This is a genomic window from Pseudoalteromonas sp. SR41-8, from assembly GCF_014163915.1.
Lineage (GTDB): Bacteria > Pseudomonadota > Gammaproteobacteria > Enterobacterales > Alteromonadaceae > Pseudoalteromonas > Pseudoalteromonas rhizosphaerae.
In genome coordinates this window covers 40,946-59,459 of record NZ_JACJEE010000004.1, presented here as the reverse complement: position 1 = coordinate 59,459, position 18,514 = coordinate 40,946, and the positions used below count along the sequence as shown (strand labels likewise).

General features: G+C 41.5%; 16 protein-coding genes. 7 read left to right on the top strand and 9 right to left on the bottom strand.

Annotated elements, in window-relative coordinates:
• Positions 1 to 32: 32 nt before the first annotated feature.
• Together pdsS and pdsR are read right to left on the bottom strand one after the other, a co-directional pair.
• Entirely contained in the window at positions 33 to 2,165 is a 2,133-nt protein-coding gene (pdsS, locus tag H5162_RS04325; protein ID WP_182731796.1) for a proteobacterial dedicated sortase system histidine kinase, read from the bottom strand.
• Positions 2,165 to 2,854, bottom strand: coding sequence for a proteobacterial dedicated sortase system response regulator (pdsR, locus tag H5162_RS04320; protein ID WP_145235419.1), 690 nt, complete (start codon positions 2,852 to 2,854; stop codon positions 2,165 to 2,167). The genes pdsS and pdsR overlap by 1 nt, the downstream gene beginning before the upstream one ends.
• 224 nt (positions 2,855 to 3,078) lie before the next feature.
• On the opposite strand from pdsR, the gene pdsO reads away from it, so the two are divergent.
• Genes pdsO through H5162_RS04305 form a run of 3 tightly spaced genes read left to right on the top strand, consistent with a single transcriptional unit; the run spans position 3,079 to position 6,470 of the window.
• The gene (gene pdsO, locus H5162_RS04315) at positions 3,079 to 3,816 is read left to right on the top strand and encodes a sortase-associated OmpA-like protein PdsO (RefSeq protein WP_145235421.1); all 738 of its coding nucleotides are present in this window, start codon (positions 3,079 to 3,081) and stop codon (positions 3,814 to 3,816) included.
• A gap of 39 nt (positions 3,817 to 3,855) precedes the next feature.
• Positions 3,856 to 5,877: a marine proteobacterial sortase target protein gene (locus tag H5162_RS04310; RefSeq protein ID WP_182777790.1), complete on the top strand. Its 2,022-nt coding sequence runs from the start codon at positions 3,856 to 3,858 to the stop codon at positions 5,875 to 5,877.
• Positions 5,874 to 6,470: a class GN sortase gene (locus H5162_RS04305; protein WP_182777788.1), complete on the top strand. Its 597-nt coding sequence runs from the start codon at positions 5,874 to 5,876 to the stop codon at positions 6,468 to 6,470. The genes H5162_RS04310 and H5162_RS04305 overlap by 4 nt, the downstream gene beginning before the upstream one ends.
• Here the strand turns inward: H5162_RS04305 and H5162_RS04300 are convergent.
• Positions 6,362 to 7,324, bottom strand: a complete 963-nt coding sequence (locus H5162_RS04300; protein ID WP_182777786.1) for a DMT family transporter — start codon at positions 7,322 to 7,324, stop codon at positions 6,362 to 6,364. The two genes, H5162_RS04305 and H5162_RS04300, sit on opposite strands and share 109 nt — an antisense overlap.
• A 129-nt stretch (positions 7,325 to 7,453) precedes the next feature.
• On the opposite strand from H5162_RS04300, the gene proB reads away from it, so the two are divergent.
• The 4 genes from proB to gltX all read left to right on the top strand — a co-directional run bounded on the left by proB (position 7,454) and on the right by gltX (position 11,589).
• Positions 7,454 to 8,557 carry a glutamate 5-kinase gene (gene proB / locus H5162_RS04295; protein ID WP_145235430.1) on the top strand — a complete coding sequence of 368 codons (1,104 nt, stop codon included), beginning with the start codon at positions 7,454 to 7,456 and terminating at the stop codon, positions 8,555 to 8,557.
• 69 nt (positions 8,558 to 8,626) lie between these two features.
• Positions 8,627 to 9,601, top strand: coding sequence for a GGDEF domain-containing protein (locus H5162_RS04290; protein ID WP_182777783.1), 975 nt, complete (start codon positions 8,627 to 8,629; stop codon positions 9,599 to 9,601).
• Between the two features lie 68 nt (positions 9,602 to 9,669).
• Positions 9,670 to 10,029 (top strand): glutathione S-transferase N-terminal domain-containing protein, encoded by a 360-nt coding sequence (locus H5162_RS04285; protein WP_145235432.1) that lies wholly within the window; start codon positions 9,670 to 9,672, stop codon positions 10,027 to 10,029.
• A 75-nt stretch (positions 10,030 to 10,104) separates the two neighbouring features.
• Positions 10,105 to 11,589, top strand: coding sequence for a glutamate--tRNA ligase (gltX, locus tag H5162_RS04280; RefSeq protein WP_182717159.1), 1,485 nt, complete (start codon positions 10,105 to 10,107; stop codon positions 11,587 to 11,589).
• Between the two features lie 253 nt (positions 11,590 to 11,842).
• Here the strand turns inward: gltX and H5162_RS04275 are convergent, their stop codons facing one another.
• The 6 genes from H5162_RS04275 to surA form a co-directional block, all read right to left on the bottom strand.
• Complete coding sequence (locus tag H5162_RS04275) at positions 11,843 to 13,858, bottom strand: methyl-accepting chemotaxis protein (RefSeq protein WP_182734710.1); 2,016 nt, start codon at positions 13,856 to 13,858, stop codon at positions 11,843 to 11,845.
• Positions 13,859 to 13,991: 133 nt separating this feature from the next.
• The gene (locus H5162_RS04270) at positions 13,992 to 14,807 is read right to left on the bottom strand and encodes a symmetrical bis(5'-nucleosyl)-tetraphosphatase (protein WP_145235439.1); all 816 of its coding nucleotides are present in this window, start codon (positions 14,805 to 14,807) and stop codon (positions 13,992 to 13,994) included.
• A gap of 203 nt (positions 14,808 to 15,010) precedes the next feature.
• Positions 15,011 to 15,400, bottom strand: coding sequence for a Co2+/Mg2+ efflux protein ApaG (apaG, locus tag H5162_RS04265; protein ID WP_145235442.1), 390 nt, complete (start codon positions 15,398 to 15,400; stop codon positions 15,011 to 15,013).
• A complete protein-coding gene (rsmA, locus tag H5162_RS04260) occupies positions 15,384 to 16,193 on the bottom strand; it encodes a 16S rRNA (adenine(1518)-N(6)/adenine(1519)-N(6))-dimethyltransferase RsmA (RefSeq protein ID WP_145235444.1) in 810 nt (269 codons plus the stop codon). Before rsmA ends, apaG begins: the two co-directional genes overlap by 17 nt.
• Positions 16,190 to 17,182: a 4-hydroxythreonine-4-phosphate dehydrogenase PdxA gene (gene pdxA, locus H5162_RS04255; RefSeq protein ID WP_145235446.1), complete on the bottom strand. Its 993-nt coding sequence runs from the start codon at positions 17,180 to 17,182 to the stop codon at positions 16,190 to 16,192. Before pdxA ends, rsmA begins: the two co-directional genes overlap by 4 nt.
• A 3-nt stretch (positions 17,183 to 17,185) precedes the next feature.
• On the bottom strand, positions 17,186 to 18,481 hold the full coding sequence (gene surA / locus H5162_RS04250; RefSeq protein ID WP_145235448.1) for a peptidylprolyl isomerase SurA: 1,296 nt from the start codon (positions 18,479 to 18,481) through the stop codon (positions 17,186 to 17,188).
• Positions 18,482 to 18,514 lie beyond the last annotated feature (33 nt).

Sequence of the window (18,514 nt, the reverse complement as noted above, 5' to 3'; positions counted from 1 at the left end):
TTAACCGTACAAAATGTGTATAAATGTAATCCTTAATTATTATTAATAGGCAGTCGAACGGTAAAAGTCACACCATCAGCTTGTTGATTATTAGCCGCGCTAACTGTGCCTTTATGGTATTCACATACTAAACGTACTATATAAAGCCCTAAACCCAAGTGTGGTTGCTGCTGCAGTTGTTGACTACGTACCGACACCATTGAATCAAAAATATGCTCTGTTAATCCCTCGGGTAAAAGTGGACCTAGATTACTGACACATAACAGGGCTTCATTATCATGTTGATCAAGGCTGACACTTATAGCGCTATCTTCAACACTAAACTCTAAGGCATTATTGATTAGTTTATCTAGCAACTGAGCAATAAACTCAGGCGCGCCGCTAAGTAGTAATGGTTGCGGACAAATATTAAGGCTAAATTGTTGCTTTGCATAGGTTAGCTGGTAGCCTTGCATACAACCATTGATCACATTTCGCAAATCAAATGGTTCAGCTTCAGCGCTTTGAATACTTTGCTCAAGGCGAGTTGCTTCGCTCATGGTGGTGATTATTTTACCTAAACGCTCGACCCCTTCACTGGCACGATCAAGGTATTTTTGGCTCAGCTCACTTTGTGGCTGCATTTGTAAGTTTTCAAGGGAACTACGTACGACCGCAACGGGTGTTCTGAGTTCGTGAGATAATCGCGACGACATGGTTTCTAAATAGTTAGTGTAACCACCTAAGCGACTTACAATATTTGCAAAACTGCGAGATAAATCGCCAATTTCATCGTTTGAATCGCTGTAATTAATAGTGCCAGTTACTCGCCCTTGAGCATCAATGGCTTGCTCTGCGGTATCTCTTAAGCGACGAATACGACTGGATATCCTTGATGCAAAAAAGAATAACGTTACTGTGCCTATTAGCATCACTGCTAAAATCACATTAAATAGTTTCTCTAACGATTTGTTGCGTAATGTGCGAACACCATTGGTAGTCTCTTCGGCCACTACAGCACCAATGACCTTATCTTGGATCCAAATAGGATATGCGGCTGATAAAATAACCGCTTTGTTATCTGGAGTGAGTCGCCAAGACGATGCTGGTGTGCCACTGAGTGCTTTACCTATATGTGTGCCTTGCATCGCTGCGACATCGTGCAATGTATCTAAAAATTCATTTTCAGGGCGGGTAAGTACTTTATAGTAAAGTGGATGTAAGTAGTTTTTCTCAAATCGTTGCCACCAGGTTTTTGCTGGCTGGTCATTAAGTCCATCAGCCCAAACGCCGTCGGCATGATGAATTGATCCCGACTGCGCTAACACGCGGTGATGATTATCAACCACCCAAATTCGGCTGCCGCTGTGACCCATACCTTTTAATATACGATTTATTTCAGGGGAGGGCACCAGCACTGAGCCAATATCATTGGGGTTTTGTAAGTTTGAAGTCGACATAGTCTGTGGCTCAGGCTTGCCTTGATCCCAATCTTCAATTGCAAAGCCGAGCTTATTGCCAAGCATCGTTAGCGGAAACCGCAACTCTATGTTGTAGCCAGTCTCTGTACTGACAAAATAGCCTTGAATTTTTGTTATTGGGGTTTTGCTTTGTGCGTCAAATGCGTTGATCCAGCCATCTTGGCGAGCGGTAACAATATAGTGCTTAAATTCTCCTTGTGGGGTTTTTAACATGATCTGTAAGTGATCATTACGGGTTAAACTTAGGGTGTTTTTAGCGCGATAAACCACCGAGTCATCGGTAACTTTAAATACTGCATATAAAAAGTTTTCATATTTACCAACCATATGCTCAAACGATAAGTCCTCAAGCTGATGGTCTGGTTTATTAGTTTGTAAATAGCGCTCGTCGTAATGCCAAAAAAGACTTTGATAAGGCTGCCAGTCCGACAGTTTGCCATCAAGTTGAATGGGGTTACTAAGGTTATAGGCGTAGAGATCACGGCCTTTTATAACCTGATCTAAAAAATTGGTTTGCGAGTCAAATAATGCTGGGCGCTCATGCAGGGCCGTGGCGAGTGCTCGAGTAGTGCCGACTAAGGTTTTTTCTTGACCTTGGCGCAGAAATTTTTCCATTTCCCACACGTATTCATAGCCAAGCCAAGGCAGTAAAAATAAAAAACACGACAGCAATATAAATTTACTGCGCAAACCAAAACGCAGCATTACACTTGCTCCCAGCGATAACCCATACCGTACACGGTATCTATACAATCAAAGTCAGTATCTAAAGCGATAAATTTTTTGCGAATACGTTTAACATGAGAAGTGATAGTGCTGTCATCAACGTAAATCTTTGCATCACTCATTAGTTCGTTACGGCTTTTTACATGCCCAGGGCGCTGTGCCAGTGAATGCAGCATCCAAAATTCAGTTACGGTTAAATCGACTATTTGCTGCTGCCAAAATACTTGCATGCGTTTAGTATCAAGCGTGAGCGGGCCGCGATTGAGTAAAGCATTTTGATCAGCGGGTTGCTCGAGTGCTTCCATACGTCGAAACAGTGCACCGATACGAGCCGCCAAATGCGCCATGCTGATATCTTTAGTGAGATAGTCATCAGCGCCCATGCGTAGGCCACACACTGTATCTATTTCGCTGTCGCGGGCGGTTAAAAAAATAATCGGCAAGGTTTTAGAAAGCGAACGCAGAGTTTGGCATAGTAAGAAACCGCCATCAATTTCATGACCTAAACCAATATCGACAATCGCTAAGTCTGGTAGTGCGTCATTAAAAGCATGCTCTGCACTTTGACGGTTGCTATAGCCGCTGACCAGATAACCCTGCGCGCTGAGCATTTCCATGTAATTTTCGCGGATCGCGGGTTCGTCTTCAATAATTGCAATCTTCTTCATTTACAGCACCTTCTTATATTCTAGTTGCACTATACCTAATTTTTTTGCTTTCGCACTGGCGAAAAAGCAATTGCCTTTTTTTTGCCACAATTGCTCAGCAGTTTGCCTTTTTTGCTCCCCTTTGTTGCCACTTGAGCTTGCTTTAATGGCGTTATACCAAATCGGGCAGCTACCAACCCATGAGTTGCCAACTATTAAGTAATTAAGCAAAAAAGGATTACACCATGAAAAAAATGATTATCGCTTGCACTGTCGCTACTATTTTTGCAGCACCTAACTTAGCCCACGCTGACACAGTTGCAGTTAAAGCAAAAGAAACTCATAAAGAAACGGTGATAGGTTTAAGTACGGGGGCAATTGTTGGCGGTATTGTTGGCGGCCCAATTGGTGCCTTTGTTGGTGCATTTGCCGGAGGCTTGATTGGCGAGCAAGAAGTGGCAGAAGATAAAATTGCCGAGCAACAACGAGCTTTAGTTGTGCTGCAAGATAAAACCGATGATTACCAGCATGTACTTGCTCAAAATACGCAAATGAGTGAGCAGCTCGATAAGCTTGAGAGTAATAACGAACGCCTTGCATTAGCCAAAATGCATAACCTAATGGCAATGACCATTCAATTTAAAACCGGTTCAAGTGAGATTGCCCCGCACTTTGCCAGCCAACTTGATCAACTAGTGAATTTACTTCAAAGCCAGCCAGACTTGCAGCTGGATTTAAATGGCTTTGCCGATCAACGTGGTGATGAGCTCGCTAACTTAGCGCTTTCAAAACAGCGAGTCGCAAATGTACAAAGCTACTTAATAAAGCAAGGTATTAGCCATACCCGCTTAACGACTACCGCATTTGGTGAGCAACAAACTGTGGCAGATAGCGATAATTATGAAGAAAACATGTTTGACCGCCGTGTAACGTTAACAACTCGTCCAAGCACGCAGCCGTATAACCAAACCGCGAGTAACTAATCGCCATTTTGCCAAGTAGCCGCCAAGGGAGTGATTTTTATGTTGAGTAAACCAAGCAAAGTGCTGACCCGTAGCCATTTATGGTTACGGGGAAGCCTTTTTACCTTCATCGCGTTTGTTAGCTGTGCGAGTAACGCTAGCACATCGCCAGAACTAACTATGTTCGACAGCAATGGTGCAAAGGCAGCGCCTGGCGTTATCTTAAAAAGTGATGCCACCATGACAGTCACCGGATTGATAAACCATGTCGTGGTAACTCAACATTATCGCAATGAAAACCCGTTTGCTGTTAATGCACGCTATGTCTTTCCGCTGCCCGATGAAAGTGCGGTTCATGCTATGACTATGCACATTGGTGAGCGAGTGATCAAAGGTGAAATTGATAAAAAAGCACAAGCCGAGCTGCGTTTTCAACAGGCACAACAAGCGGGTAAACAAGCCGCTTTAGTGCGCCAGCAGCGTGCAAACATGTTTGTCACTAATGTGGCAAACATCGGCCCCGGCGAAGAAGTGCAAATAGAGCTGCAATACCAAGAAGTGATTGATTATCGCAGTGGTACATTTGCACTACGATTTCCAACCACGATAACGCCGCGTTACCATCCGATTAATGGGGTATTAAATGAAACAGCAGAGGATATGATTGACTCGCAGAGTAATGAGTTATCATCAGCGAGTATTGCTGCCACCGGTTGGATAGCACCGATTTACATGGCCACTAAAAATACCGGCTCGGTTCAAGGCGAGTTTAAGCTAACGGTTAATATTGATGTTGGCCTAGAGCTGGTGGATATTCAGTCTAAATATCATCGTATTAATACCGAAAATCTGGCATTTGGTCAGTATCAAGTTACTTTAAATGAACAACGTGCCGTGAATCGTGATTTTTTACTGGAGTTTAAACCGCTGCAAAAAGAGCAAGCGCAAGCCGCATTTTTTACTGAGCAGCTCAGTAATGGTGAACGTTATGGATTATTAATGTTGCTGCCGCCGGATGATCATTTTACGCAGACTCAGCGTCTAGCAAGAGAAATGATTTTTGTAGTCGACACTTCCGGCTCTATGCACGGACAGTCAATGGAGCAAGCCAAAAGTGCACTTCATTATGCGTTATCGTTACTTGATAGTAACGACAGCTTTAATATTGTCGGCTTTGACGATCAAATTATGCCTATGAGCGATAAACCTTTGCCGGCTAATGATTTTAATTTACGCCGTGCTGAGCGCTTTGTATATAATTTACAAGCTGATGGCGGCACAGATATTAAAGGGGCATTAGATGGTGTACTAGATGCTCGTGAGCATCTAGGGTATGTGCGTCAAGTGGTATTTTTAACCGATGGCAGTGTCAGTAATGAAGATGCATTGTTTAAACATATTAGTGCGCAACTAGGTGATAGTCGTTTGTTTACGATTGGTATCGGTAGTGCGCCTAATAGTTACTTTATGCGTCGAGCTGCAGATGTTGGACGCGGAACGTTTACTTATATTGGCAGCAGTAGTGACGTGCAACCAAAAATGCAGCAACTATTTGATAAGTTAGCTCATCCTGCAATTACTCAACTTGCGCTTAGCAGTGATTTGGCAAATCAAGCTCTTGAATATTGGCCATCGCCGTTACCCGACCTGTACTTTTCAGAGCCGGTGATGGTTGCTATAAAGCTTGATAATAATGCCGGCGTTACTTTAGCGGGGCAAACGGCGCAAGGACCGTTGTCGATAAAGTTAAATACACAACAAGGGCGACCGGCTCATGGAATTGCAAGGTTGTGGGCACGGCAAAAAATTAAATCATTATTACTTTATAACGAGCAAGAGCATGTTAAAGCACAGGTTGAGAGTCTAGCGCTTGAACATCAATTACTTAGTCCGTTTACCGCCTTTGTAGCGATTGAACAGACACCATCGAGCACTGTTGCTGAGCAGAATGTGCAAGTGGTTAATCAACGACCTCAGGGTCTAGCAATGAGTTTGCCACAAACTGATGGGCAAAGCAGACTACATATTTTACTCGGTTGCATGCTGTTGGCTGGATTTGCAGTGTTGAGACTGAAAAAATGAAAGCAGTGATTGGCGCTATATTGTTGATTGTTGGCTTGGCGTTGCTTGGTCATGGTAGTTATATGCAAGCTAAAGCGTGGCTGGCACAACGCCTTATAGAGCAGGCTTGGCAAGTGGCACTTACAACGCCAGAGCAACAAGTTAAACCCTGGTTCTATGCTGATAGTTATGTAACTGCACAACTGAATTGGCCAAGCCAAAAGCAAACCTTAACAATATTAGCAGGAGCCAGTGGCCGTAACTTAGCGTTTGCCCCGGGTCACTTTTTAGCTAGTGCAGAGCTAGGCTCTGAGCAAGCAGGCGTGTTAATTGCTGGACATAATGACACTCACTTTGCTTTCTTACAAAAAGTGAATGTGGGTGAGCAATTTAGCTTACAAACGCAAAATGGCCAAATTGATCGCTATCGAGTGCGTGGGATTGCGGTTATTCATCAGTCCCAGTACGATTTTTTAGCGCATAAAGGCTTGTATTTATTAACCTGTTATCCGTTTGATTCTTTAGCCTCCGGGACTGAATTACGATTATTAGTCTCTGCCGATAAATTGCCATCACCTGCATCGGTGTTATCTATGTCTACTACCAATTCTTGATGACGCTGACTTATCATTACACCTACAAATACCACGCCAATGCTGAGCCATTGGCTAAGAGAAAGCACTTCTCCCAAGATAATTGCTGATAATATTAGGGTGAAAATCGGTATTAAATTTGAATAGGCTGCGGCAGTGAGCACCGACACCTTACTAATTGCGTAATTATACAAACCATAGCCGCCTAAGGTGACGCAAGAGCCTAAATATAAAATACTTAATAATGCGCCAAGGTCGTGTTGATTTTCACTGGGGAAATCAATAAACAGTAAAAATGGCGCAAAGAACAGACTACCGCTAAAACCTTGCAGTGCAATTAAGGTTAATGGTGAGTAGCGAGCAACTAAATGTTTAACTGAAATAGTATAAAATGCAGCGCAGACCATTGCCATTAACTCCAAAAAGTTACCCAGCAATGGATTGGGAGCCTGCTCTGAGCTTGGCGACATTAAAGTTAATAAGATACTGCCGCCAATACAAAAAGTGAAACCAATAACAATGGCCTTACTAATGTACTCTTTGAGCATAAAAAACGCTAAAAGTGCTACGATAATCGGTAAGCACGATACAATAACCCCCGCTTGAGAAGCTGAAGTATATTCCATCGCATGGCCTTCAAATAAAAAATACAAACAGGGCTCAGCCAGCGACATCCCCACCAGATATTTCCAGTCACCTTGATGATATTTAAAGCGAATAACGTAACGCCATAAGCACAATGCCATGACTAAGGTGGTTAACATGCGTAAAAAAATCACCAGTGCAGGGTCATAAATGGCGATCGCGTATTTCAGCGTGATAAAAGAACTGCCCCATAAAAAGGTGGCGATTATTAAACATAAACTGGCTGGCATGAAGGTCGCTTTAAAGTGAATTAAAACACGATCCTAGCACGTCAGCACCGTGATTGAATATTTTTAACTTGTTCAAAAATCGATAACTGGTATAAATAAATCCTTCAATATTTTTGTGTAGTAAAAAGCATGCAAAGGGCACAGGTAATAGTGGTTAAGCTGGGAACGAGTGTACTCACTGGTGGAACCGATAAACTCGACAAAGCACACATGGTTGAATTAGTTCGCCAATGTTGTGAATTAAAAAAGCAAGGTCATCAAGTTGTGCTGGTATCAAGTGGCGCGGTGGCTGCTGGCCGAGAGCAACTATTAAAACCCTGCGGTCGTTCATTGATTGATAAACAGATGCTTGCCGCGATTGGTCAAGGTCAGCTTATCCACATTTGGCAAAGCTTATTTGCTTTATATGGCGTGAATGTAGGGCAAATGCTACTGACTCGCGCTGACGTTGATGACCGAGAACGCTACCTCAATGCCCGCGATACTTTAACTGCATTATTAAGTTATGACGTGGTGCCAATCATTAATGAAAATGATGCGGTCGCAACTGCTGAAATTAAAGTAGGTGATAACGACAACCTCTCAGCACTGGTCGCTATATTAGCTAATGCCGACAAATTATTATTACTAACCGACCAAGAAGGTTTATTTACCAGTGATCCACGTACTGATGTTAATGCGCAATTAATTGACGAAGTGGCACATATTGATGATGAGTTACGCCAGCTTGCTGGTGGCAGTGGAACTAGTCTAGGCACGGGTGGTATGGCAACGAAATTGCAAGCCGCTGATATCGCTCGTCGAGCCGGGGTGGAAGTGATTATAGCCAAAGGTGCTGGTAAAAATGTGATCCTTAATTGTATGAGCGAACAGTTACCAGGAACACGCTTTGTAAAGCTAACAGCGCCAAGAGATGGCCGTAAAAAATGGCTGTTAGCTGGACCTAAAAGTAGTGGCCAAATAGTGATTGATGATGGCGCAGTAAATGCTTTACAGCAACAAGGCGCTAGTTTATTAGCCAAAGGCGTACGCGGTGTGCGCGGGCAGTTTGAACGTGGCGATTTGATTGATTTAGTCACCAGTGATCAACAATTAGTGGCCCGTGGGTTAGTACGTTTTAGTAAAGCTGAAACCGACACTATTAAAGGTTGTCATTCAAGTGAAATTACAAAGTTGCTAGCTTTTGATTGCGGTAGTGAAGTGATCCATCGAGATGACTTGGTGTTGTTCTAAACTAATAATTTAGTAAAACTGTAAAGCTAACCTAAACTAAATGTTATGTATTTGTTTAGGTTGGTTTAGATGATAGCAAACCCTTGTGGACATGAATGGATTGTATTCTTAACGCAACAAACCGAAGAGCAGGCTTTAGATGCCGCGCTTATTACAGCTATTTCTGGCCTGTCTAAGCTCAAAGTATTTGCGCTATATATTAATAAACATTTCAATCCGCAACTTCATCCTACCTTATTGAATGTTGATAGCAAAATAGATCCGCTTAGATCCGATGAACTGATGCTTTTATTAGATAAAGTAAGCAAAAATAAAGTGCGTGTAAGCAGTGCATTTGAAAGTGTTACAATGTATGTGCCGATGTCTTATTTAGGCACTGTCATTGGCCTATTAATGGTTAAATCGAAAGACGAATTGCCCGAAGGCATTGGCGTGTTGGCACTACATATTTTAAATGTTTATGCTAATCAATTAGCCTTGATCCATAAATCACGATTAGACCCTTTAACAGAATTACTTAATCGGCAAACGTTTGATAAAAAAGTCATTGAAATACTCTCAGAAGAAGACTTTTTGGCCAAAGATGAGGCATTCGCAGTAAGTAAAAGTTGGTATTTAGCGATTGTCGATATTGATCACTTTAAACGGGTCAATGATAATTTTGGTCATGTAATTGGTGATGAAGTTATTTTATTAGTATCGCGATTACTGAAAAATAATTTTCGCTTGGAAGATTATGTATTTCGCTATGGCGGTGAGGAATTTGCCGTATTATTTCAAAGCTTCGATAAAGCAGCAGCTCGTGGTAGGTTAAATCGATTACGAGCGAATATTGCTGAATATCCTTTTCCACAAATAGGTAATTTAACCGTCAGTGCGGGTTTTTTGGAACTTAGCCATGTTGATATGGTTGCATCTTTAGTACATAAAGCGGATTTAGCATTGTATGAATCGAAAAATAATGGGCGTAACCGAGTTACTGCTTATAGCGATCTAAACTTAGTGGATGATATTGCTAGTGATGATGGTATAGAGCTTTTTTGAATCTTTTGCAGTTGCTTTAACTGTGCTAAAATCTGTGCCCTTAAATTGTTGTAAACAGGGCCCCGTTGATGAAATTAGTTCGTTGGTTATTAGGTAGTTTGATCTTATTTTTTGATTTTGTTTTTACACCACGTAGTAAAAAACGTCCTGCGGGAGAGCAAGCTCAGCTTGATCAACTCACTGCACAATTTAAACTATATCAATTCAAAGCTTGCCCATTCTGCGTAAAAGTGCGCCGTGCAATTAAACGCGAAGGGTTAAAAGTTGAAACGCGCGACGCGAAAAGTAATGAACAGTATCGTCAAGAATTGCTCGAACAAGGCGGAAAAATAAAAGTACCGTGTCTACGTATCGAAAAAGATAACCAAGTCACTTGGTTATATGAATCAAACGATATCATTGCTTACTTAAATAAAGCTGCAGCTTAATATTCATTTTTCAAGCGCATTTGCTGTGTTAGCATTTAGCGCATATTTTATTGCCCATTGAAAGAGAACATAACCATGACAATTCGTACACGTGTTGCGCCGTCACCAACCGGTGACCCGCATCTTGGTACCGCTTATATCGCCTTATTTAATTACTGTTTTGCTAAGCAGCAAGGTGGCGAATTTGTACTTCGTATTGAAGACACAGACCAAGTACGTAGCACTTCAGAATCAGAACAAGCGATTATGGATAGTCTTCGTTGGTTAGGGCTTGAATGGGATCATGGTCCTGATGTCGGTGGTGAGTTTGGTCCTTATCGTCAATCAGAGCGTAGCGATTTATATAAAAAATATGCACATCAGTTAGTTGATGATGGCAAAGCATTTTATTGTTTTGCAACTAGCGAAGAGCTGGACCAAATGCGTGAAGAGCAAATGGCTGAAGGCCTGCGTCCTAAATACGATGGCCGTGGTTTAAACCTTACTGATGACGAAATTAAAGCCAACTTAGCTGCCGGTAAGCCTTACGTTATACGTATGAATATTCCAAGCGAAGGTACCTTTAAATTTAACGATTACTTACGTGGTGAAATTGAGATCCCGTGGGAAAACGTTGATATGCAAGTGTTACTAAAAGCCGATGGTTTCCCAACGTACTTCTTAGCAAATGTGGTTGATGATCACCACATGGAAATTAGCCATATTTTCCGTGGTGAGGAGTGGATCAACTCTGCGCCAAAGCTGCTAAAATTATATGAAGATTTTGGTTGGCAAGCGCCGGTGCTTGGTCACTTACCACTATTACGTAATCCAGATAAGTCAAAGCTATCTAAGCGTAAAAATCCAACTTCTATTAATTACTATAAAGAAATGGGTTACTTACCTGAAGCGGTGCTTAACTACCTTGGACGCATGGGCTGGTCAATGCCGGATGAGCGTGAAAAGTTCACGCTTGCTGAAATGATTGAACATTTTGATATGAAGCGTGTATCACTCGGTGGCCCAGTATTTGACGTTGATAAACTAAGCTGGTTAAACGGCATGTGGATCCGCGAAAACTTCAGCAACGAAGAGCTAATTCAGCGCTTTGTAGATTGGAAGTTTAATGGGGCAATGCTTGCTAAAGTATTACCAGAGGCGAAAGCCCGCATTAATACCCTATCAGATATGGTTGATTTAGCCGGTCATTTTGTCGGTGGTATTCCAACTTACGACCCTGCGTTACTGACCGCTGGTAAAGCCGATGAAGATGTAATTCGCCAAGCTTTACAGTTCTTTATCTGGGAGCTTGAGGGCTTACGAAGCTGGGAGAAATCAGCAATATTTGCTATAGCTAAAGCGGTGTCTACTTTCCATGAGCTGAAGATTAAAGACTTTTTAGAGCCGATATTTGTCGCTATTACTGGCAAAACGTCTTCAACATCAGTACTTGATGCAATGGAAATATTAGGCTCAGATCTATCGCGCGCACGTTTACGTGTAGCACTTGCGCATTTAGGTATCTCTAAAAAGCAAGCGAAGAATATTGAGCGTGCGTATCGCGAGTATCCTGCTGCATAGGTAAAGTAATCTAGCTAAGCTTGATGATCATTAGAAGCCGAACTTTATTAACGTGGAGTTCGGCTTTTTTGTGGAAAAATAATGGAGTATTGCCAACAAGCAAAGCTAGTTTGTGGACGATGAAATAATAATTGGCTGTTCTCACGCAATTTGTTAGCTCAGCAGTGAGAAGTGGGATATCGGTGGTTTATTTTTTTCAAAAAAAAGCCGTGTTTTAAATCAACACGGCTTTGTTGTTTTAATTTGCTTTGCCCTAGACTTTGAACTCATCTACAGATAAGCGTAACTCTTCGGCAAGTTTAGCGACCTCAGAGCTTGATATATTAGTCTGATTAGCTCCCTCTGCGGTTTGTTCTGCAATGGCTACAATAGACTCAAGGCGCTCGCTAATCTCTTGTGAGACTTGTTGTTGCTCTTGTGCTGCTGTCGATATTTCTTCACTCACATCATGTGCTAAAGCAACCGCTGAGGTGATTGAATCCAGTGCTGCGTTGGCTAGGTCTGATTGTTCAACACAAGAATCAGCTTGTTGCTTGCCTTTAGACATTGCAGTCACGGCTGCTTCCGCGCCTGTTTGCAATGATTCTATCATGGCTTGAATTTCTTGAGTCGAGGCTTGTGTTTTACTAGCCAATGAACGAACCTCATCAGCAACAACGGCAAAACCACGACCTTGTTCACCAGCACGTGCTGCTTCAATAGCTGCATTAAGTGCTAGTAAGTTAGTTTGATCCGCGATACCACGAATAACATCAAGAATACTACCAATTGAGGCGCTATCTTGATGAAGCTTATTAATGACTAGTGAGGCTGATTCAACTTCACGAGCTAGCTGCTCAATGGTCGATTTATTTTGGCTAGAAATACCCTTAACACGCTCAGCTTCTTTATCGGCATTTTTGATTTCTTTAAGTGCCTGTTGTGCGCTATTGCTTACTGTTTGTGAGGTACTGCTCATTTCCGTTGTCGCTGTTGCAGCTTGTTCTACCTGTGCTTGTTGATTACGAATTGCTTGACTTGATTCACCGGTGATAGCAGACGTTTCTTCTGAGGCCGCAGCAAGTTGTGTGGAACGAGATATAATACCTTGGATCAAGCTGCGTAAGCTGGCTATAAGTGTATTACAGCTACGCGATAGTTCACCAAATTCATCTTTAGCTGTATCGTCTAGACGTTGTGTCATGTCGCCACTAGCAACAATATCAAGAATGCGGTTTACTTCTGCAAGCGGTTTAGTAATGCGGTTAACCGTTATATAAGCTACGATTATGGCTAACAAAGTTGCGCTGATCATACCAACCCAGGTCCATAAATTAGCTGAATCTACGTCGGTCCTAACTTCTTTTTGCAATTCAAAAGCAACATTACTAGCTTGAGAAACTAATTCATTAAGTTGTTTTATTGCAGTTGCCGTAGCTTGCTCTGCCTCAGTAAGTTCCTTTTCAGTCATTGCGATTACATCAATTAAACGCTTTTTGTTAGCTGAGATACTATTGTTGCCGAGAATGTTATCGCGAAGAGAGACGAAGTAATTGTTTAGATCGTTATATAAACCAGGCTCTGCTGCTTCAACAACCGGTTTTAGTAGCTTTAAGCTACGCTCAATCTCCTCTAAATAATAAAGCTGCTCATTTTTGACGATATCTAAGGTATTTTGGGTTTTAACTGTCAGCATGTCAGTGCTGTTGGTGACTAAAGACAAAAAGTTATTTTCTAATTTATTAGCCGCTTGATAGGCTCTGCTATCACTGCTTTCTAAACCATCAATATCGATAATATCCAAAACCACAGAATTAGCATCTTCCGCTGCAAGCTCTATCGTTTCTAATTGTGCTCGTAATGATTTATTGAGTTCTAATTGGGTTTTTTTATCTTTTAATAAATCTTCTACTAATTTAATAAAGCTTTTGTAAGTTCGCTCAACGTTTTGACTATTTTGATTTAGTTGATCGTTGTCACGTACAACGAGTTTTAACTGTGAATAAGCTTTATCAAAGCGTTGTTTTTGTTCGAACACCAACTTTTCAATTGGCGCAAGCTCTGCTGCTGAAGAGGTATAAAAACTAGCTTGGGCGGCTTTACTCATCAGGATAAACTCAACCTGTAGTTCTGAGCTTTGTTCTAATGCCGGCAATGATAATTGATTTACTTGCTGTGCTGAATTATTAATATTTGCGATTCTGAACAGTGAATTACCCCCAATTAAAAGAAGTAATAAGGTGATACAAATAAAACCACCCCAAATACGTTGGCTGACAGTTAAGTTCATATAAAAATTCCATAAAGAGAGTAGCAATTAGACTTTATCGGCTTTATTGCGGATAAGTTAAGTAATTAAATTCAATTACTTTTAACATTCGTTACTATAAATCTAACAGAAGATGATTAATTTTTCAGTTAAATTAGATGAAATCAGTAGAATTAGCGCTAAAGTATTGCTTATTTTTTAACTCCATCAAGCTCAGCTTCCCACCCCATACACAGCCTGTATCCAAAGCATGGATATTTGCATGATTAGTTACGCCCTCAAGAGCAGCCCAATGTCCAAATACAATGTGCTGTTTAAAAGTTGTAAATTTTGGGTGCTCAAACCAAGGCATCATTGCAGTAGCGTTAGTAATACTACCTTTATAGCTTAACTCTAATTGTTCATCAAGGGTTAAAAATCGCATTCTGGTAAAGTAGTTAACAATATAACGAAATCGCTCAAACTCATTGAGTTGCTCACTCCAAAGGCCTGGGTGCTGCTCATACATATGTTTGAAAAAATCGCGCGCATTCTCACCTTGATAGCAGGATTCAGCAAATTGAGCATGTTGCAGAGCCTGCTCAATGGACCATGCGGGGTTGAGGCCGGCGTGGCTAATAAATACCTGTTCTGTTTCAAGCCATAGAGCCAATGGTTGCTGCTTTAGCATGGCTATATAAGCAGGTAGCTTTGCTGAACCAAGCAGGGCGGTGAGCTTGTCTTTTGGATTAGCGGGTTTATCTAACATATAATTGGCAATCAGGTGTAAGTCATGATTACCTAAGGTAACGGTGATACTATCTTGATGTGTATATAAATAATCTAGGCAGGCAAGAGAGTCGGGGCCGCGGGCGACAATGTCGCCCACTAAATAAAGGTGATCTTTACTTGGGTTGAAGTCAACTTGCAGCAACAAAGCTTGAAATTCTTTATAACAACCTTGTAGATCACCTATCGCATAATTTGCCATTATTTAACCTAAATTCGGGGTAATAAATCTATCTCCTGTGGCTATTTTCAACGCTAACTGCGTTGAATCTACTTGCAATAAGCCAGCTATTGACGCGTAAATTCGCCTTGTTATCTCTGAAAATCTCCGACAGGACAGCTTAAAGGCTAGTTATATCATTAAATCAATGCGTTAATAAATATCTTAACCCGATTTCAGGTTATTTAATGTAAAATATTAGGCAGTGATAAACGAAAAACATTAATAGGTGCATCAAACTCTGTACCGAACTCATTCTTCAAGGTGTAATAACCTTGCATCGTTCCTACGGGAGTATCTAGCACTGCACCACTGGTATATTTATAGCTTTCACCAGGACCAATAGTTGGTTTTTCACCGACGACGCCTTCACCTTGTACTTCGATTTCTTTACCATTTGCATCAGTGATCAACCAATAGCGGCTAATTAACTTTGCGCTGCATAGACTGTGATTTTTAATGGTAACGGAATAAGCAAATACATATTTATCAAGTTCAGGTTGTGATTGACCCTCAACATAAAATGTTTCTACCGATACTTTGATGGGTGAGCCCAAATTACTGCTTGTTGTCATAAATCCAATTAGCTATATCAATAAATTGTTGTAACGAAAGGCTTTCAGCACGCAACGTGATATCTATACCAATGCTAGTTAATTCATCTGCGGTGAGTAAATTAGCTAAGCTGTTGCGCAATGTTTTGCGGCGCTGATTAAAGGCCTCTAAACACACAGTGTTAAGAATTTTAGTACTTTTTGCTGTACGTTGCTCTGGCTTTTTCGGTATTAAACGAATAACGGCAGAATCAACTTTCGGTGCTGGTTTAAAACACTCTGGTGGTACTTCGATGACAGGCATTGCATTACAGTAATACTGTGTCATTACGCTCAAGCGACCAAATGTTTTACTACCAGGTCCTGCTACCATGCGTTTCACCACTTCTTTTTGTAGCATAAAGTGCATATGCTCAATGTTGTCGGCAAACTCAAATAAATGGAACAGCAATGGTGTTGAAATATTGTATGGTAAATTACCAAACACTTTTAGTTTGTTGCGGTCAGCTTTGATCAAACTTGAAAAATCAAATTTCATCGCATCACCTTGATGCACAGTAAGCTTAGGCCCTAAAAATGGGTGCTCAGTTAAGCGCTGGGCTAAATCTTTATCTAGTTCAACAACCGTTAAGTGGCCACTTAGCTCACTTACCGGTTCAGTGATAGCACCTAGACCAGGACCGATTTCAACTAAATTATCTTCAGGTTTAGGATCAATCGCGGTGACGATTTTATCGATGATCATCTCATCACATAAAAAGTTTTGCCCAAAACGTTTGCGGGCGCGGTGTCCTAAATGTACTTTATCTGTCATTGATTTTGTGCTTTTTCATGGGCGAGCTTAATTGCTTCGCGGATCGCTAATTCAAAACTACCTACATCAGCATCACCAGTACCTGCTAAATCGAGCGCCGTACCGTGATCAACTGAGGTGCGTATAAACGGCAAACCAAGGGTGATATTAACTGATTTGCCAAAACCTTTGTATTTTAGCACAGGTAAACCTTGATCGTGATACATTGCCAGCACTGCATCAGCTTGTGATAGATATTTGTCTTGGAACAAGGTGTCAGCAGGCAATGGCCCGATTAAATTCATACCTTCACTATTTAGCTGTTCAATGGTTGGGGTGATGGTGTCAATCTCTTCACGCCCTAAATGGCCATCTTCACCCGCATGAGGGTTAAGCCCACAGACTAAAATACGTGGTTTTTCGATACCAAATTTAGTTTGTAAATCATGGTTTAAAATACCTGCAACTTTACTTAAACGCTCACTTGTAATAGCACGTGATACATAAGCCAGTGGGATGTGCGTGGTCACTAGTGCAACTCTTAAGCCTTCAGTAGCTAATAACATCACCACATCAGGGGTGTTTGATTGTTGGGCAAAGTATTCGGTATGGCCACTAAATGAAATGCCAGCTTTATTGATAATACCTTTATTAACAGGACCAGTTACAACGGCTGCAAACGTACCATTCATATTCTTTTCGCACGCGATACGCAAGGTATCGAGTACGTATTGACCGTTGGCATCATTTAACACACCCATCTCAACGTCGGCACCTAAATCAACTTGGTGCAGATAGACACTCCCTGCAGGGGCGATTACAGCTGGTGCATTTTCATCAAATGGAATTAAATTGATTGTTAAACCAAGCTGTTTGGCTCGCTGTTGTAATAATTGCTTATCAGCAATCACAACCAGCTGCGCAGGCCAATCATGCTGTGCAAGTTGCAACAGTAAATCTGGGCCGATCCCGGCAGGTTCGCCGGGAGTAATTGCAATACGTAGGATCATTGGTTATTCATCAATTGGGAAAATTTCAACATGGGCTTGCTCACGCATTTCTTGCTGCCAGTTAAAGCTTTCTTCTTTAAATTTACGATTAAAGAGCATGCCGTGAGCACGGTTACGTTTAGCTAGTTCGGTTTTATCAGCTATACGTTTGTCTAATAGCTGCACTATATGCCAACCAAATGTGGTTCTAAACGGGTCACTGATCTCATTTTTATCAAGTGATAGTAGGGCATCTCTAAACTGTGGCGCATAGGTCGTAGGATCTGTCCAATCGTACTCTCCACCTTTAAGTGCAGAGCCTGGATCTTCTGAATACTCTTTAGCAAGTTCACCAAAGTCAGCAGTCCCAGCACGTAAATCTTTAGCAAAGCCATTAAGCATATTGCGGGCTTTTTCTTCGCTTAAGATGATTGACGGCTTGATTAAGATATGGCGAGAGCGCACTTCGGTTGTTTCAACAACCTGGCGACCACGAATGTCTTGAACTTTAATAATATGAAAACCAGCGCCTGAACGAAGCGGGCCTATAATGGCATCTTTTTTGGTGCCCTTAACTGCTTCAGCAAAGAGTGATGGCATTTCATTAATGCTCATCCAGCCTAATTGACCACCTTCAAGTGCTTTTGAACCACTTGATGATGAAATGGCGATACGTTTAAATTCTTTCCCGTCTTGTAAAAACTCAATAACTTTATCTGCGCGAGTTTTTGCGCTAGCAATTTCATCCGCAGTGGCATTATTTGGAATATCAACGAGGATATGGCCAATGTCATACTCTTCCGTATTTTGACCTTGGCTTTCCATTATTTTTAAGAGATTATCAACTTCTTGTGGGCTAATATAAATACGACGGTCTACGTTTGCGCGCATTACTTGTTGAGTGGTGATCTCTTTACGAATTTCTTCACGATAAGATTGGAAACTCTCGCCTGATGATTCAATAGTACGGCGTAGGTCTGCGATTGTTCCGCCTTGCTCTTTCGCCATACCAACCAAAGTTTGGTCCAGTTGGCTATCAGAGATTTCTAACCCCATACGCTCAGCTAATTGCATCATCAACGCTTGATTTACTAAACGCTCCATTGCTTGAATACGTAGCGTATCATCCGAAGGTAATTCTTGTCCTTGCTCTTTGGCTTGGGTTTTTACGCGGTTAACAATAGTGTTTACTTCACTTTGTAAAATAACCCCTTGGTTTACAATACCAACCACCTTGTCTATTTCAACAGGGGCTGCGAAAGCGCTTTGGCATAAACCAAGCGTCAAAAATGCTGATGCTAATAATTTTTTTAAATTCATACTTTTTCTAATACTCTTGCTAATAGTACGGTG